Annotated in this window: 13 protein-coding genes; 5 read left to right on the plus strand and 8 right to left on the minus strand. The window is 70.5% G+C overall.

The window, feature by feature from the left end:
• Positions 1-64 precede the first annotated feature (64 nt).
• The 3 genes from ACLQ3F_RS09155 to ACLQ3F_RS09165 all read right to left on the minus strand — a co-directional run bounded on the left by ACLQ3F_RS09155 (position 65) and on the right by ACLQ3F_RS09165 (position 4,255).
• A complete protein-coding gene (locus ACLQ3F_RS09155) occupies positions 65-727 on the minus strand; it encodes a response regulator transcription factor (protein WP_357202653.1) in 663 nt (220 codons plus the stop codon).
• Positions 724-1,863, minus strand: a complete 1,140-nt coding sequence (locus ACLQ3F_RS09160) for a sensor histidine kinase (protein ID WP_425847805.1) — start codon at positions 1,861-1,863, stop codon at positions 724-726. The genes ACLQ3F_RS09155 and ACLQ3F_RS09160 overlap by 4 nt, the downstream gene beginning before the upstream one ends.
• Before the next feature lie 76 nt (positions 1,864-1,939).
• Complete coding sequence (locus ACLQ3F_RS09165; protein WP_425847807.1) at positions 1,940-4,255, minus strand: ATP-binding protein; 2,316 nt, start codon at positions 4,253-4,255, stop codon at positions 1,940-1,942.
• Positions 4,256-4,372: 117 nt separating this feature from the next.
• On the opposite strand from ACLQ3F_RS09165, the gene ACLQ3F_RS09170 reads away from it, so the two are divergent.
• Both ACLQ3F_RS09170 and ACLQ3F_RS09175 read left to right on the plus strand, forming a co-directional pair.
• Positions 4,373-4,972: a hypothetical protein gene (locus ACLQ3F_RS09170; RefSeq protein ID WP_425847810.1), complete on the plus strand. Its 600-nt coding sequence runs from the start codon at positions 4,373-4,375 to the stop codon at positions 4,970-4,972.
• 163 nt (positions 4,973-5,135) lie between these two features.
• Positions 5,136-6,401, plus strand: a complete 1,266-nt coding sequence (locus ACLQ3F_RS09175; RefSeq protein ID WP_425847812.1) for a prolyl oligopeptidase family serine peptidase — start codon at positions 5,136-5,138, stop codon at positions 6,399-6,401.
• Between the two features lie 52 nt (positions 6,402-6,453).
• Here the strand turns inward: ACLQ3F_RS09175 and ACLQ3F_RS09180 are convergent, their stop codons facing one another.
• The 3 genes from ACLQ3F_RS09180 to ACLQ3F_RS09190 form a co-directional block, all read right to left on the minus strand.
• The gene (locus ACLQ3F_RS09180) at positions 6,454-6,978 is read right to left on the minus strand and encodes a hypothetical protein (protein ID WP_425847814.1); all 525 of its coding nucleotides are present in this window, start codon (positions 6,976-6,978) and stop codon (positions 6,454-6,456) included.
• Positions 6,979-7,088: 110 nt separating this feature from the next.
• Positions 7,089-8,747 (minus strand): RICIN domain-containing protein, encoded by a 1,659-nt coding sequence (locus tag ACLQ3F_RS09185; protein WP_425847815.1) that lies wholly within the window; start codon positions 8,745-8,747, stop codon positions 7,089-7,091.
• A gap of 78 nt (positions 8,748-8,825) precedes the next feature.
• Positions 8,826-10,250 (minus strand): family 43 glycosylhydrolase, encoded by a 1,425-nt coding sequence (locus ACLQ3F_RS09190; protein WP_425847817.1) that lies wholly within the window; start codon positions 10,248-10,250, stop codon positions 8,826-8,828.
• A 266-nt stretch (positions 10,251-10,516) separates the two neighbouring features.
• Here ACLQ3F_RS09190 and ACLQ3F_RS09195 point away from each other — a divergent pair, with 266 nt between their 5' ends.
• Positions 10,517-10,864 (plus strand): glutaredoxin domain-containing protein, encoded by a 348-nt coding sequence (locus tag ACLQ3F_RS09195; RefSeq protein ID WP_425847819.1) that lies wholly within the window; start codon positions 10,517-10,519, stop codon positions 10,862-10,864.
• Between the two features lie 4 nt (positions 10,865-10,868).
• On the opposite strand, the gene ACLQ3F_RS09200 is transcribed toward ACLQ3F_RS09195, so the two are convergent.
• Complete coding sequence (locus ACLQ3F_RS09200; protein ID WP_425847822.1) at positions 10,869-12,056, minus strand: amidohydrolase family protein; 1,188 nt, start codon at positions 12,054-12,056, stop codon at positions 10,869-10,871.
• 240 nt (positions 12,057-12,296) lie between these two features.
• Here ACLQ3F_RS09200 and ACLQ3F_RS09205 point away from each other — a divergent pair, with 240 nt between their 5' ends.
• Both ACLQ3F_RS09205 and ACLQ3F_RS09210 read left to right on the plus strand, forming a co-directional pair.
• Entirely contained in the window at positions 12,297-12,545 is a 249-nt protein-coding gene (locus ACLQ3F_RS09205) for a hypothetical protein (protein ID WP_425847824.1), read from the plus strand.
• A gap of 19 nt (positions 12,546-12,564) precedes the next feature.
• Positions 12,565-13,518 (plus strand): cyclase family protein, encoded by a 954-nt coding sequence (locus ACLQ3F_RS09210; RefSeq protein ID WP_425847827.1) that lies wholly within the window; start codon positions 12,565-12,567, stop codon positions 13,516-13,518.
• Here ACLQ3F_RS09210 and ACLQ3F_RS09215 read toward each other — a convergent pair.
• Positions 13,496-13,849: a hypothetical protein gene (locus tag ACLQ3F_RS09215; RefSeq protein ID WP_425847830.1), complete on the minus strand. Its 354-nt coding sequence runs from the start codon at positions 13,847-13,849 to the stop codon at positions 13,496-13,498. The genes ACLQ3F_RS09210 and ACLQ3F_RS09215 overlap by 23 nt on opposite strands.
• Positions 13,850-14,343: the final 494 nt, after the last annotated feature.

Here is a 14,343-nt window from a genome sequence, read left to right on the forward strand (position 1 = left end):
CATCGGCACAAGGGCCGCGATCGGGTCGGCGCATGGTCGGACGCCGTCGTCGTACTTCCGTCGCTCACCAGTGCCGTCGGCTGCGGTTCGTCTCGTACGCCCACATCGCCACCTCGACCCGGTTACGCACCCCCAGCTTGGTCATCAGGCTGGTGACGTGCGACTTGACGGTGCTCAACGTGATGTAGAGCTCGTCGGCGATCTCCTTGTTGGTCCGCCCCCGCGCCACGGCCACCAGTACCTGTTCCTCCCGGTCGGTGAGCGCCTCGATGGGCTGCGTGCGCGGCGCGGCCGGATCCGCCTCGGCGAACGCCTTCAACAGCCGCGTGGTGACGCTCGGCGCGATCAGCGCGTCCCCGTTCGCGGCTGCGTGCACCGCCTGGCTGAGCAGGGCGGGACCGGCCTCCTTGAGCAGGAAGCCGCGGGCGCCGGCCCGTAGTGCCGCGTACACGTACTCGTCGAGGTCGAAGGTCGTGATGACGACCACCGCGAGCGGGTCCGGGACCGTTGGCCCGGCGAGCGCCCGGGTGGCCTCGATGCCGTCCATGCCCGGCATCCGAATGTCGAACAGACACACGTCGGGGCGTAGCCGCCGGGCGAGCGCGACGGCCTGCCGGCCGTCACAGGCCCCACCGACGACCTCGATGCCGGGCTGCGTGTTCAGAATGATGGTGAGCCCGGTACGGACGATCTCCTGGTCGTCCGCCACGAGCACGCGAACCGTCATCTGCCGGCCCCCTCGCGCGGAAGCACTGCCGTGACGGTCCACCCACGGCCCGGGTTGGGGCCGGCCTCGCAGGTGCCGCCGAGCAGATCGGCGCGCTCCATCATGCCCACCAGGCCGAAACCGGGCGAGCCGGGCGGACGGGAGGTGCCGGCCTCGCCGTCGTCGCTGACCCGTAGGCGCACGGACGTGTCGTCGGCGGCGACGCTGACCTCGATGCGGGTGGCGTGGCGGGCGTGGCGTCGGGCGTTGGTGACCGACTCCTGGGCGAGGCGGTAGAGCGCGGAGCCCACAGTGGGCGGAATGTCGCCGAGGTCGCCGTACAGCTCCACGTCGACGGTCGGCCCGGTGCGGAACTGCCCGGCGAGACGCCCGATGTCGGCGACCTGGGGGTTGGGCCCCAGGTCGGCCGGCTCGTCGCGCCGCAGGACGCGAACCATCGCCCGCATCTCGGCAAGCGCACGGGACGCCTCGGCCTCGATGGTCCGCAGCGCCTCGACGGCGGCACCCGGCTGGGTCGCCGACGCGGCGATGCCGGCCTGGGCGCGGATCGCCATCGCCGACACGTGGTGCGCCACAGTGTCGTGCAGGTCGCGGGCGAGGCGTTCACGCTCCAACAGCTTCACCCGATCGAGCTCGCGCAGCCGGGCGGCGGCGCGGAAGCGGATCGCCACACCCAGCGTGGCAGCGGCGAACATCACCGCGAAACCGGCGACCAACTCGCCACCGTCGACCGACCCGACCAGACCGGCGGTGGTCACCTTGGCCACGACGAAGAACGAGCCGATCAGGGCATCCCGGCCGGAACCCCAGCGGAACAGCGCGTGGACCAGGACGACCAGGAAGCTCGCCGTGAACAGTTGGCACGGATCGCCGGGCAGCACGAACGGGGCGACTGTCGTGCAGCCGAACGCGATCACCACCATCGCGAGCGGCGCGGTGCGCCGCCACAGGAGTGTGGGCAGCAGCGCGAGCGCGACGACGGCGCAGCCCACCCGCCAGGGCAGATCAGGTCGGAAGATTGCTTCCACCACGATCGCCGGCCCGAGGACGGCGATCACCGCCCAGTCGCGCCACACCCGGGACGGGGCGGGGGAGACACGCGGCTCGGCCAACACCGCGTGCAGGCGAGGGTGCATGGGACCCATCGTACGAACGGTGGTGCGACTTCAGATCGTCCCAAAGTACGACTCGGGTGGCCGGGTTGCTGGTGGATCAGGCGGGGTGGAGTTTGGCGCGGACGGCGGCGGCATCCGCGTGGTCGAGGGCCATGAAGATGTCCAGTGCCCGCTGCCAGTCGGCCCGGCCGGAGGTGGGGTCGCCGAGGGCGTGGCGGGTGTCGCCGAGCCGGCTGAGGGTGTCCGCCTCGCCCCAGCGGTCGCCGAGATCGCGGGTCAGCTCAAGCGTCCGCTCGTAGCACTCCACGGCCCGGCCGTACTGACCGAGGTGATGGTGTGCGAAGCCGAGGCTGTCCCAGGTGGCGGCCTCGCCAGCCCGGTCGTCGAGCTGCTGAAGGAGTTCGAGTGCCTGCTCGCAGTACGCCAACGCCCCGAGGTGATCGCCGAGCTGGGCATGGCACCAGCCGACCGCGTTGAGCGCGTCGGCCTGCGCCCTGCGATGGCCGGCCGCCCGGGCCAGCACGAGGGTCCGCTCCGAGTGCTCAAGGGCCTTCCGCGGCTCACCCCGCCGGTCCCACAGCGAGGCGAGGTTCTGGTGCGTACGCGCCTCGCCCTCGGTGTCTCCAGCGCGGACGTACAGGTCGAGGGCCTGTTCGAGGTGGCCCAGCGCGTCGGCGTACTGGTTGACCACGGTGTGGGCGCCGGCGAGGAAACGGTGCGCGACCGCCTGCGCGACCGGGTCACCGAGGCGCTCGGCGGCGAGCAGGGCCGCCCGGCAGGTCTCGACGCGGTCGTGCCAGTGCCCCTGCCGGTCCAGGAACGTGTCGAGGGCCCGCCCCAGCCGCCAGGCGTGCGCGTCGAACCCCGCAGCGGCGGCCTGCCGGAGCGCGGCGAGCAGGACCGGGTGTTCCGAGGTCAACCAGGCCATCGCCTCCGCATGGGTGGTGGGCCGCTCAGGCCGCACACCGGCCGCGGGCGGGGTCACGAGGTGGTCGACCGGGTCGCTGTGCGGGCGCAGCAGGGCGTCGGCGGTGTGGGTGGTGTGCGTGTAGTGGTCGAGAAGCCGAGTGGTGGCGGCCCGGCGGTCCGGCTCGGGATCGGTGCCGTCGCTGAGTTCGGCGGCGTACGCCCGCAACAGGTCGTGTGCCGTGAACCGGCCGGGCCGGTACTCCGCGAGCAGGTTGGCGCGGGTCAGCTCGGTCAGCGACCGGCGGGTTCCGTCCGCCGGAAGACCGGCCAGGCTCGCCGCCGCGGCCACCGTGATGTCCGGGCCGGGGTGCAGGCCCAGTAACCGGAACAGGCCGGCCCCGGGCGGGGTGAGCGCGGTGTACGACCAGGAGAACACCGCCCGTACCTCACCGACCGCGTCACCCGCGTCCAACACGCCGAACCGCCGACCGGCCGTCCCCAACTCGGTCGCGAGGGTGGCCAGCGGGAATCCGGACTGCTGAGCTCTTGCGGCGACGATGCTCAACGCCAGCGGTAGCCGGGCGCAGGCGGCGATGATCGCCTCGGCGGCCACCGGCTCCGCGGCCACCCGTTCGGCGCCGAGCCGATTGGTGAGCACGTGACGTGCCGCATCGCGGCTGAGCAGGCCGAGCGGGATCGGGTGCGCGCTGTCGAGGCTGACCAGCGAGGTGAGCTGGTTGCGGCTCGTCACCAGCACCACGATCGTGGACGTGCCGGGCAGCAACGGACGGACCTGTTCGGCGTCCCGCGCGTTGTCCAGCACGATGAGGACCCGCTTGCCGGCCAGCGCGCTGCGGTACAGGGCGGCCTGCGCGTCGAGGTCGGCGGGCACCCGGGCGGCCGGCACCTCAAGCGCGTCCAGGAAGCCGTGCAGTGCCTCCGCCGCGCTCAGCGTCTGCCCGCGTGGGTCGAAGCCCCGCAGGTTGACATAGAGCTGACCGTCGTCGAACCGATCAGCGACCCGATGCGCCCAGTGCACGGCCAGGGCGGTCTTGCCCACCCCGGCGGTGCCTGAGATCGCGGCGACCACGACGGCGGTGGGCGCGGCGACGAGCTTGTCGAGAAGGGCCAACTCGTCGTCACGCCCGGCAAGGCTGGCCACGTCGGCGGGCAACTGCCGGGGCACCATCCGGGCGGGTGCGCGTGGCGCGCGACGGCGGCTCTCCTCGATGCGGTCTCGGGCGGTGGCCAGCGCGCCCTGCTCGGCCGGCGTGGCACCGAGGATTCGGACCAGCGCGTCGAGCCGGTCGGTCGGTGGCAGCGTCTTGCCGGTGAGGTATTCCGCGACAGCGGTGTGCGACCAGCCGGTACGGGCGGCCAGCTCCCGATAGGTCAGTTCACTGTCGCACTGTTGGCGGGCGTGCCTGCGTCGTAACGCCCGCAACAACCCGGCGAGGTCGTCGGACGTGTGCGCCCCCGCAGCATCCAGCGCCCCGCCCCCCACCGTCGAGAATCGACGTCCGTCAGTGTACGGCGGTGTACGGAATCCCGGCCAGAGGCTCGGCCAGATCGGCGATCCTGCTCGGGTGCAGAGCGCACTGATCGAATCATTGGAGGTCATGTGTCCGTACATCTCAAGCCTCTGGTCCTCGCCCTGACCGTGCTCGCGGCGACGCTCACCGTGCCGGCGGCGGCCGCGTCGGCGGCACCCGACCCGGCCATCTGCAAGACGAAGGCGGCCTGCGCCGACGGCGGCCTGCGGGCAACGTCGTCGGGCAAGGCGGCCCGCACCACGGGTGACATCACGACAAACGCGATCCGGGTGCCCACGCCGCCCGCGTTCCCGCCGAACACCCCCTGCTACCGCGAGGAGGTCTCCGAGGAGGTCTACGAGACCGCCACCTACACCACCATCTACGAGATGTACTTCCAGGCGAGCGTCTGCCTGTTCTCCAACGAGATCGTGCTGTACGGCCTGGACACCTCCCTCTCGTTCCCCAATGACGTGCAGGACCCCCGACTGACCTCGATGCAGTTCGTCGTGCGCGACGAGATCGTCCACCTCAGCCCGACCGACAAGGATGGTTACTCCGAGCTGCGGGTGACCTTCTGCACCGACCCCGCGCAGCCGAGCACCTGCCAGCGGTACCTGCACCGGCTCGGCCTCATCTTCAACCCCGCCTGGGTCTACCCGTTCTCGGTGTTCGAGCGTCTGAGCTGACGGTGTCGGGGGCGGCGTTGCTCCCATGATTGGTCAGGGCGTCTCCCGGGCAGCTCATGGGGCGCCCTGATCACCTGTGCCTGCACCGGTTGCCAGCTGATCTCCACCGCGTTACGTTGAGATGTCATCGACGCTCGTCTAAATCTTGAGGTACGGGGGCCGCATGTCCACGCCTGTCACTCGTCGCACCGTTCTGGCCGGAGGGGCCGGTGCCGCCATCGGCCTGGCCCTGCCCGGCGTCGCCGCCCACGCCGGTGGTCACCATCCCACCAGCGTGAGGTTCACCCTCGACGCGAGAACGCTCGACGGCGGTGAGCAGGTCACCTCGGTCACCCTCGACACCGCCCGGCTCGGGCCGATCGACCCGGCCGGGCTGACTCCCGGCACGTTCAGCGTGCATGCCAAGGCCACGAGCCCGATCCCGATCGCCCCGGGTGACCTGATCTTCAGCGAGTACGACCTGGACCGCACGGTGACCGCCGCCCGGCTCGACCGGCACGGCAACATCGTGCTGGAGTTGAGCCATGCCGAGGGTCAACCTGGCGGCGGCACCCTCGGCTACATCCTGAGCAGGGGCCGCAACGTCCGGCTGGACCTCGTCTACACCATCACCCAGAACACCCCGATCGTCCGACGCCACGGCTCGCCGCTCACCATCACGCGCTTCGTGCAGGGGCGGCTGTCCAACCCTGAGGTCGACGCATTCAGCCACCACGTCTCGGGCTCGGGTCTGAAGTACCGGCTGTACTCTCCCGACCACTCGCCCCGGCACGGTAGGCGACCCCTGATCCTCTGGCTGCACGGTGGCGGCGAGGGCGCCTCGCTGCCGGACGGCTACTACGACAACGAGACCACGCTGCGCGCCAACCGGGGAGCGCTCGGCTTCGCCACCCCGCAGGCCCAGCGGATCTTCTCCGGCGCGTACGTCGTCGCTCCGCAGAGCACCTCCTACTGGATGGAGGACGGCCCCCGGTTCGCCCCACTGATCCGCGAGATCGTCCAGGACCTCGTCCGCCGCAAGCATGTTGATCCGGACCGGATCTACGTGGTCGGGTGCAGCAACGGTGGCTACATGTCACTGGAGATGACAGTCGCCTACCCCGACCTGTTCGCCGCGTCGGTGCCGATCTGCGGCATCGTCGAGCCGCTCAGCGGGGAGGGCCCGCCGCTGATCACCGACGCGGAGCTGGCGCAGATCCAGACCCCGACCTGGCTGGTCACCTCGCTCGACGACGACACGGTGCCGCCCGAGACCAACACGATCCACGCCCACGACCTCATCCCGGGATCACTGGTCAGCCTGTACGACCACGTCGTCTGGAACGGCTACCAGTTCCCCGGCCACTGGTCCTGGATCTACGTGGCGCGCAACGACCCGAGCCTCAACGGCACCCACATCTGGCAGTGGATGGCCCGCCGCCGTCGGTGATCTGCCGTCCAGGGTCGTGCCAGCCGGTGCCGGTGGCACCGGCTGGCGTCGATCACCGGTTGCGGCGTAGCTCGCGCAACACGCCGTGCCGGCGCAGGGCCCAGGCGAGGCGCCGGACGCTCGGGTGCCGCACGAACAGCACCGCCGCCCGGCGGATCAGACCGAACCGGTCCTCGCTCAGCTGGTTCTCGATCGCCTGCCAGATCAGCTCGCGCACCTTGGCGCTGGCCAGCACCGCCCGCACCTCACGCCGCACCACAGGATCCTCGGCCGCCGACGCGATGGCGGCAGCCTGACCCGGCCGGTCCGCCAGCGGCTCCACCGCCGCCGCGACGAGCGGCCTGCGCACCTCGTCCTGCTCCAGCAGCAGCAACACCGCTTCGCGAATCTCGACAGTGTCCAGGGCGGACCGCAGCAGGCTCAGCAGGCTGCGTTCCACCTCGTGGTCATGGTCCGGAACGGACAGCGTGGCCAGCAGCACCGCGACCTCATCGAGATCGACGACGTGTCGCACCCCGGTGCGGAACTCCGGCAACTCCCACGCGACCTGTAGAGCCTTGACGAGATTGCGGTTCATGGGCCATCGCTACCCGCAAGCGCCAGCGGGCGAAACGCCGCCACCGGCCCGGGCCGGCGCGATCCGGCTCGGAGCGGCCGCCGAGATCCGGGCGGCCGCTCCGCACCGGGTCAACACCACGTCAGCGTCGAGTTCACCCGGGTGACGTTGCTGATCGTGTTGTTCGCCCCGCCGCAGGGGCTCTGGGTGATGTTGGTGCCGCTGACTGTCAGATTCTGGAACCGGATGCCAGAGGAGATCGGGAATTCGCTCCGGGCCGCGATCCGCACCTCGCCACCGCCCGTCACCGTCCCGGAAACCCCGGCGATCACGACGTTGTAGCAGTTCTCCACCAGGATCGCGTTGTTCCCCGTGTTGGAGATCGTCACCCGGTCGATGACAGCGCCACCGGACTCGGACACGCAGAAGATTCCCCGGCCACCGCCGGACGCGAGCACGGTCCCGACCCGGATGTTGGTCGGGTACGAGTTGCCCACCCGGCCGTTGCGGTTGGCCATCCGGAACGCCGCGTACCCGGTTCCGGCCCCGGCGCCCTGCGCGTCGACAGTGCCCACCGTGGCGTTGATCGTGTCATTGAGCAGCAGACCGGAATCCCGGGTGTTCCTCGCGGTGACAGTGCCGATCGTCAGACCGTCCACGCCGTACGTCTCCACCCCGTGGGTGCCGGTCCCCGACACGTACACGGTGTCGATGCGGATGTTACGCACCTTGACCGCTCGATCTCCCCCGTGGTTGTCGATGCGTATGCCCAGGCCGCCGGAGAGCCGCATGTCGATCTGCCCGAGGGCCAGGTTGTTCACGTTGCGCATGAAGATCCCGTACAACGGCGAACCGGTCAGCGTGAGGTTCTGCACCTCGACGTCGGTGGTTCCGCGCGAGTACACCGGTGCCTGGTCACCCGAGCCCGACCCGGTCACGTTGATCGTGCCGCACACGGCCAGGGTCGTGTACGACGGCAGCGACAACCGCGAGCCCGCACTCATCGAGCCGGAGCCGCGAACCACCACCCGCTGCTTCGACGTACGACCCGCCGAGAGCGAGTTGACCGCCGCCTGCATCGCCGACAGCATGTCCGAACCCGAGTAGACCGTCGACGAGCCGTTGCGGGCCGTCCAGGTGCTCCCACTCAGTACGGCCTCGGCGTTCGTCGACCCGCTGCCACAGCCGGTGGTCGGCGGCGTGCTGACACCTCCCACAGCGACCAGCTGCCACTGCTGGTTGGTCCCGTTGAGGTCGGCGTACTGGCTGATCCGACCGCCGTCGGCGGTGGACCGCTCCCAGACCTCAAGTGCCTTCGCCGAGTGGCGGTTGATCAGCCGGACGTGTCCGCCGTCGGAGTCGAGAACCTGAAACTGCTGGTTGGTGCCGTTGACATCGGACCACTGGCGGTACTCGGCGCCGTCGGCGGTGTTCCACTCCCAGAGGTCGACGACCTTGCCGCTGTGCCGGGCCTTGAGGCGGTAGTAGCCGCTGCCGGAGGAGACGAACTGGAACTGTTGCCACGCGCCGTCGTTACGGGACCACTGCTGAATAACGGCCCCGTCCGCCGCCGAGGTGTCCCGGACGTCGAGGACCTTGCCGCTGTTCCGGTTGACCAGGACGTAGTAGGCGTTGGTGTCGATGCTCGCCGCCGCTGCCGGCGGTGCGCCGACCAGAACGGCGCCCGCGGCGCCGACCAGCGTGGTGATCATGGCGAGCACCAGGCCCGTACGCCGGCCGCGTCGGAACGACCCACCGCCGGACGGTCTTCTCGTGCTGCTGAAGGGCATCGCTCCTCCTGGCTGGAATGGGCTCCGGGCGAACCGGAACGGGTGTCGACGACCGGGGGCACCTCGACCTGTGAGCGGTTACTCCAGGTGGAAGGTGGCCGAGGCGCGTTCGGCGCTCGAACTGACGGCCTCGATGTAGAGCAGTCCGTCGCGGTGGCGCACGTGGCGGCCCGGGAAGTTCTGCGACTCCAGGGAGATCCCGGCGCTGTCAGCGAGGCCGGCTTGACGGCGGAAGCTCGCGTCGCCGCCGAACAGCGCGGAGCCGTCGTTCTTCTCCACGTACAGGGCGTAGCCCCGGTGACGTAGGTAGTAACCGGGGAAGTTGGTCGACTCCAGCGACACCGAACCGTTGCCGGCGAGACCGCTGACGATGCGGAACTGGGAGTCGGCCAGGTTCGTCACGTTCGGCTCGACCCGTGCCCGGTAGTCGTAGTGCCGGATGTAGCTGCTGGCCTGGTCGTGTGACCGCAGGCGCACCGGCGTGGCCCCGTCGGGCACCGGGATGCCGAAGTTCGGGGTGCCGTCGGCGTTCCAGTACACCTTCTGTAGCCGGGTCCGTCGGTTCGGGTCGTTGAGCGGATCGCCGCTGATGTCGCGGTAGTTCCGGTCGTGGTAGACGAGGATGTCGCTCTGCCCGTCCTCGGAGACGGTGAACGAGTTGTGGCCGGGGCCGTACTGGCTGGTGGCCGCGTTGCTGGCGAACACCGGGCTGGGGCTCTTGCTCCAGGAGGCGGCGTCGAGCAGGTTCGCGCTGGCGGAGGCGCTCAGCATCCCGAGGCAGTAGTTGGCGTCCGTGGCGCTGGCCGAGTACGTCAGGAAGATCCGGCCGTTTCGTTGGATCACCGCCGGTCCCTCGGCAACCCGGTAGCCGCGGGTCTCCCAGTCGTACGTCGGGACGACGAGCCGGGTCACGGTGCCGGTGATCTGCCACGGGTTGGCACCCATCCGGGCGAGGTAGACGTTGGAGTTGTTTCCGATGGCCGGCTCCTGCTGGGCCCAGGTCAGATAGCGCACCCCGTTGGCGACGAAGGTCGAGGCGTCCAGGCTGAAGGTGTCCCAGGGTGTGGTGATCCGGCCGCGTTCGGTCCACGAACCGGTCAACGGATTGGCGTTGGCGTTCTCCAACACGTACATCCGGATCCGCCACACGTCGTCGGTCCGGCCCGCGGCGAAGTAGACGTACCACCGGTTGTTGATGAAGTGGATCTCTGGCGCCCAGATGTGGGCACCCATCTCTCCGCTGGTGTGGCGGCTCCAGATCGTCGTCTCCGCCGCCGTTGCCAACCCTTGCAGGGTGGTGGCCCGGCGCAGCACGATCCGGTCGTACTGTGGGACGGTCGCGGTCAGGTAGTAGTAGCCGTCGGTGTGCCGGAAGATGTGCGGGTCGGCCCGCTGGTTCACCAGCGGGTTGGTGTAGTTGACGGCGGGCGCGGCGTGCGCGGGCGCGGGCAGGCCGGCCGACACGGACAGCACCACCAGGACCGCGGCCAGCAGCGACCGCACCCGCCGAGGGACGCGGTGGCCGGCAGGCCCCCGGTGGACGGCCCGACGGCTTTTCGGGTCGGTTCGACGGGACGGCAGCGGCATGTGTCCTCCGCGAGCTTGGGATGGCCATTCACCACCACCTGTAGCACCGCGGCGATGCCGTAGCCGATCCGGTCGACGCCGAGCGGTGACGTCGGGCAGGACCGGGGGAGAGGCACGAAGGGCTGGGAATGTGACGGTGGCGTTGCTACCAGGTGGCGGAGTTCATGTTGGCGTTAACATCGATGCCTGTCAAGGTATGCCAGCCGCTCACCTGGCCGGAACAGCGGCCATCCGCGTACCTGCTCCCCCGCTCGGTGGGCGCCGCCGAGGCGCAACGGGCCAGCGCCGTCGACGGCAGGCCGATCGTCTACTGGCGTCCCGGCTGTCACTACTGCCTGCGGCTCCGGTTCTCTCTCGGCGGGCTCGCCCGGCGGGCGCACTGGGTGGACATCTGGCGTGACCCGGCCGCTGCCGCCGCCGTTCGGGCGGTAGCTGGCGGCAACGAGACAGTGCCCACCGTCGTGCTCGGTGATCAGGCCGTCGTGAAACCCGACCGGGCCTGGTTCCGCGAGCAGCTCCGCGCATCCTGACCCTTCATTTCACCGGTAGACCGGCGCGGTACACCGCGAGCGGGCGGCGCAGCACCGTGATGTCGCTCGTGGGATCACCGTCCACGATCAGCAGGTCGGCCTCGAATCCGGTGCGGATCCGGCCCTTGCGCCGCCCCAGACCACACACCTCCGCGCCGACCGAGGTCGCCGCGGTGAGGGCAGCGGTGGCGGGAACACCGCAGGCCACGTACTCGACAAGCGTCTCGGGCAGGATCCCGTGTGGCTTGGCGGGGCCGAGGCCCGCGTCCGAACCGGCCACCAGGCGGACCCCGGCCCGGTGCAGAGTGGCAACGCCGTCGCGCAGCGCGGCTTCGCTGAGCCCGGCCCGCGCCGCCATGTCCACCACCTCCGGTGGCGTGACCACGGCCGGGTCGGTGCCGAGCGTGGCACAGACCGCCACCCCGGACGCGGCCAGTCGGTCCGCGAGCTCCACGGGAACACGGGCGCCGGCAGGGGTTACGCAGGTGCAGTGCTCGATGCCGTCCACGCCGACGCGCAGCGCCTGCTCGACCGCGCTGAGCGCGTGCGCGTGCGCGGTCACCGGCAGGCCCAGGTCATGGGCCTGCGTCAACGCCGCGGTCAGCTCCTCGTCGGTGAACTGGGGCCTCGTGGTGTCGGTGCCCGGAGTGAACACCCCGCCGCTGGCCATGACCTTCACCAGATCGGCACCGGACGCCGCCCGCAGACGTACGGCCTCGCGGACCTCGTCGACACCGCTCGCCTCACCGCCCAATGACCAGCAGTGCCCGCCGACGCTGGTGAGCGGTGCGCCGGACCCCACCACCGTTGGCAGGTCGTCCCGCACCCGCCGATCCCGCCAACGGAGCACCGCGCCGCGCCGGTCGCCCAGGTCCCGAACAGTCGTGACGCCGGCCGTCAGGTGCGTCCGCAGTGACGCCTCGACGACTTCGTCGAGGTCCGACTCGGGACGCCGCACGAGCCGGCCGAGCGCGTCGGGCCCAGCGTCGGCGCAGAGGTGTACGTGGGCGTCCACCAAGCCAGGTAGCAGGGTGCCGTTCGGCTCCTCACGCAACGGCCAGCCTTCCGGCGCCTCGGCGTCACCCAGGTGCACCTCGGCGATGCGCCCCTCGTCGAGCAGGACCAGCACCCCGCCGTCCACGAGCCGTTCGCCGTCGAACATCCGGGCCACCCGGACCGCATGTTTCGTCATCGTCATCCCAGCCCACTCCGCTCGACGCAGTTACCACCGGTCATGGCCTGACCATCGCACCGCCGAGCGCGCGCAGCCTCCCTCGCCGGAGCGATGTCTCGTCCCCCAGCCGAGTTAGCGGCCCGCGGCATGGTGTTCCGCGCCGGGAATCCGCCCTTTGCTCTGCACCCGCCCACGCACCAGGCACGGTCCGTAACTGGCGCATGGGCGGGTGCAGAGCAAAGGTGGGGTGTCTCTGGTGTGGCCGGTGGAGGTCGGGCCACCGCCACCTGCGCGCCGCGGACGTTTCGGCAGCAGTTGGCCCGTGACCTGAAGGTTGCCCTGCCGCACCTGGACGAACTCCGTGCGCTGGCCGACGGCCTCTGGCCGCCCGATGACGGGCTGGCCAGCGCCGATATCGGTGGGTATGCCGACGACGAGGTGATGAGCGAGCCTCCGTCGATCAAGCGGCGGGCTACCCTGACCTGCGTTGACTCGAAGCCCCCGTGATAGAGGAGCCGATGCTGACATGACGTCAGGGCGACCGATGCCGCCCCAGGACGAAGTGCTCGGGTACTTCGACACGCTGTCGAACTGGGGGCGATGGGGTGACGACGACGAACTCGGCACGCTCAACCACATCACCGACGACGTCCGGCTCGCCGCGGCGCGGGCTGTGCGGCACGGCAGGAGCGTGTCCTGCGCCTGGGAGGTCACCGCACCGGGAGACATGGAACGGTCGACGACGACGTGCCCGTGCACCGCCGACATGCCGGGTGCGGAGAACATGCCGCCCGCCTTCCACGCTGACCGGCGCTGGGGCTTCTCGTCCGAGCGGCTCGACATCTCGTTCCACGGCAACACCCTGACCCACCTCGACTCGCCGTGTCACATCTACTGGGACGGCACCATGTACAACGGACGGTCGCACTCGTTCGTCGACGCCGCGACGGGCTCGGCGTGGGCGGCCGTCACGGCGGCCGCGAACGGAATCGTCACGCGTGGTGTCCTGCTCGACGTTGCGACTGCCCGTGGTGTGCCGTGGTTGGAGCCGGGTCAGGGGGTGTTCCCCGACGACCTCGAAGAGGCCGAGCGCCGCCAGGGCGTACGGGTACGACCCGGCGACGCGGTACTCCTGCGGACCGGCTACGGACGCTCTCGGCACGAGAATGGTGCGGCCAGCGGCTTCACCCAGGCCGGCTGGCACGCGTCCTGCCTGCCGTGGCTGCACGAACGGGGGGTGGCGCTGATCGGCGCCGACACCCCACAGGACGTTCAACCGTCGGGGTACGACGACGTGTTGATGCCGGTCCACGCCGTGAGCCTCGTCGCGATGGGTCTGTGGATGCTCGACAACTGCGACCTGGAGGCCTGCGCGACGACGGCTGCCGAGCTTGGCCAGTGGGACTTCCAGCTGGCGGTCGCACCGGTTCGCTTTGCCGGCACGTCCGGCAGCCCGGTCAACCCGATCGCCACGTTCTGACTGTTGCGGCCCACCCGACGCGGCGAGGGCTCGCCACGACACCGCGCAAGAACAGGACCTCGGCCTGCCCCTCGCTCGCCACGCTCCCGTCGGGCAGCGCGTGCCGGAAACGAAACACGCCGTGGCCGGTTCCGTGGCGGTCGACCCAGCCGACGACGCCGAACCGGATCTGATGACCGAATGTCCCGGGCTCGTCGTAGACGAAGCAGCCGACACCGGCGATCCACGCACCCGGCGTGGCGGGCACCTCCGGTGGGTCCTGGTCGTCGGCCCGCGCCGACGCCGGAGCACCGACGGCCGCCACGGCCCCGGCGAGCATGGTGACGAGCATCCTGCGGATTCTCGTACCTTCTCCATTCTTCGAATCATGGCTGCGCGCCGGCGGTAGTCGGCGGCCACGGCTATGACGAGCGGGCCCCACGCGAGCATGGGCGCGTAGTAGCGGAGCACTTCCCGAGGTGGCGAGGGCGCAGCCGGTGGCGGTGACGGCCAACGACACTCCCCAGCACAGCCGCTGAGCCACCGCGGCGGCGACGAACACGGCACACGCCAGCGCCCACGGTCTGGAGCGGGTCGGTGGTTCAACGACAGCCATGCACCAACGATCGCCGGCTGCGGACCAGGTCTCCTCCCCGACGGAAGGGGAGGCGCTCCCTCCGCCGGGGGACAGGCTGCCCGGGGTACGGACGTAGCGGCGCGGGACGCCATCGACTGTCGCCTCAAGGAATGCTCAAATTCGATCGACGTGATCCATTGAAGCCGCCGACCCGCATACGCTCACCCGACCGGTCCGCCGGCAATCACCCGTCGTATGCAGAAGGAGAG

This window comes from Micromonospora sp. DT15 (assembly GCF_049841475.1).
Lineage (GTDB): Bacteria > Actinomycetota > Actinomycetes > Mycobacteriales > Micromonosporaceae > Micromonospora.

What these genes read in the sequence shown, in the direction of transcription:
- ACLQ3F_RS09160 (WP_425847805.1), bottom strand. Translation starts at nt 1,863, where the DNA reads ATGCACCCTCGCCTGCACGCGGTGTTGGCCGAGCCGCGTGTCTCCCCC.
- ACLQ3F_RS09175 (WP_425847812.1), top strand. Translation starts at nt 5,136, where the DNA reads ATGTCCACGCCTGTCACTCGTCGCACCGTTCTGGCCGGAGGGGCCGGT.
- ACLQ3F_RS09215 (WP_425847830.1), bottom strand. Translation starts at nt 13,849, where the DNA reads ATGCTCGTCACCATGCTCGCCGGGGCCGTGGCGGCCGTCGGTGCTCCG.
- ACLQ3F_RS09155 (WP_357202653.1), bottom strand. Translation starts at nt 727, where the DNA reads ATGACGGTTCGCGTGCTCGTGGCGGACGACCAGGAGATCGTCCGTACC.
- ACLQ3F_RS09185 (WP_425847815.1), bottom strand. Translation starts at nt 8,747, where the DNA reads ATGCCCTTCAGCAGCACGAGAAGACCGTCCGGCGGTGGGTCGTTCCGA.
- ACLQ3F_RS09210 (WP_425847827.1), top strand. Translation starts at nt 12,565, where the DNA reads ATGACGTCAGGGCGACCGATGCCGCCCCAGGACGAAGTGCTCGGGTAC.
- ACLQ3F_RS09180 (WP_425847814.1), bottom strand. Translation starts at nt 6,978, where the DNA reads ATGAACCGCAATCTCGTCAAGGCTCTACAGGTCGCGTGGGAGTTGCCG.
- ACLQ3F_RS09200 (WP_425847822.1), bottom strand. Translation starts at nt 12,056, where the DNA reads ATGACGAAACATGCGGTCCGGGTGGCCCGGATGTTCGACGGCGAACGG.
- ACLQ3F_RS09195 (WP_425847819.1), top strand. Translation starts at nt 10,517, where the DNA reads ATGCCTGTCAAGGTATGCCAGCCGCTCACCTGGCCGGAACAGCGGCCA.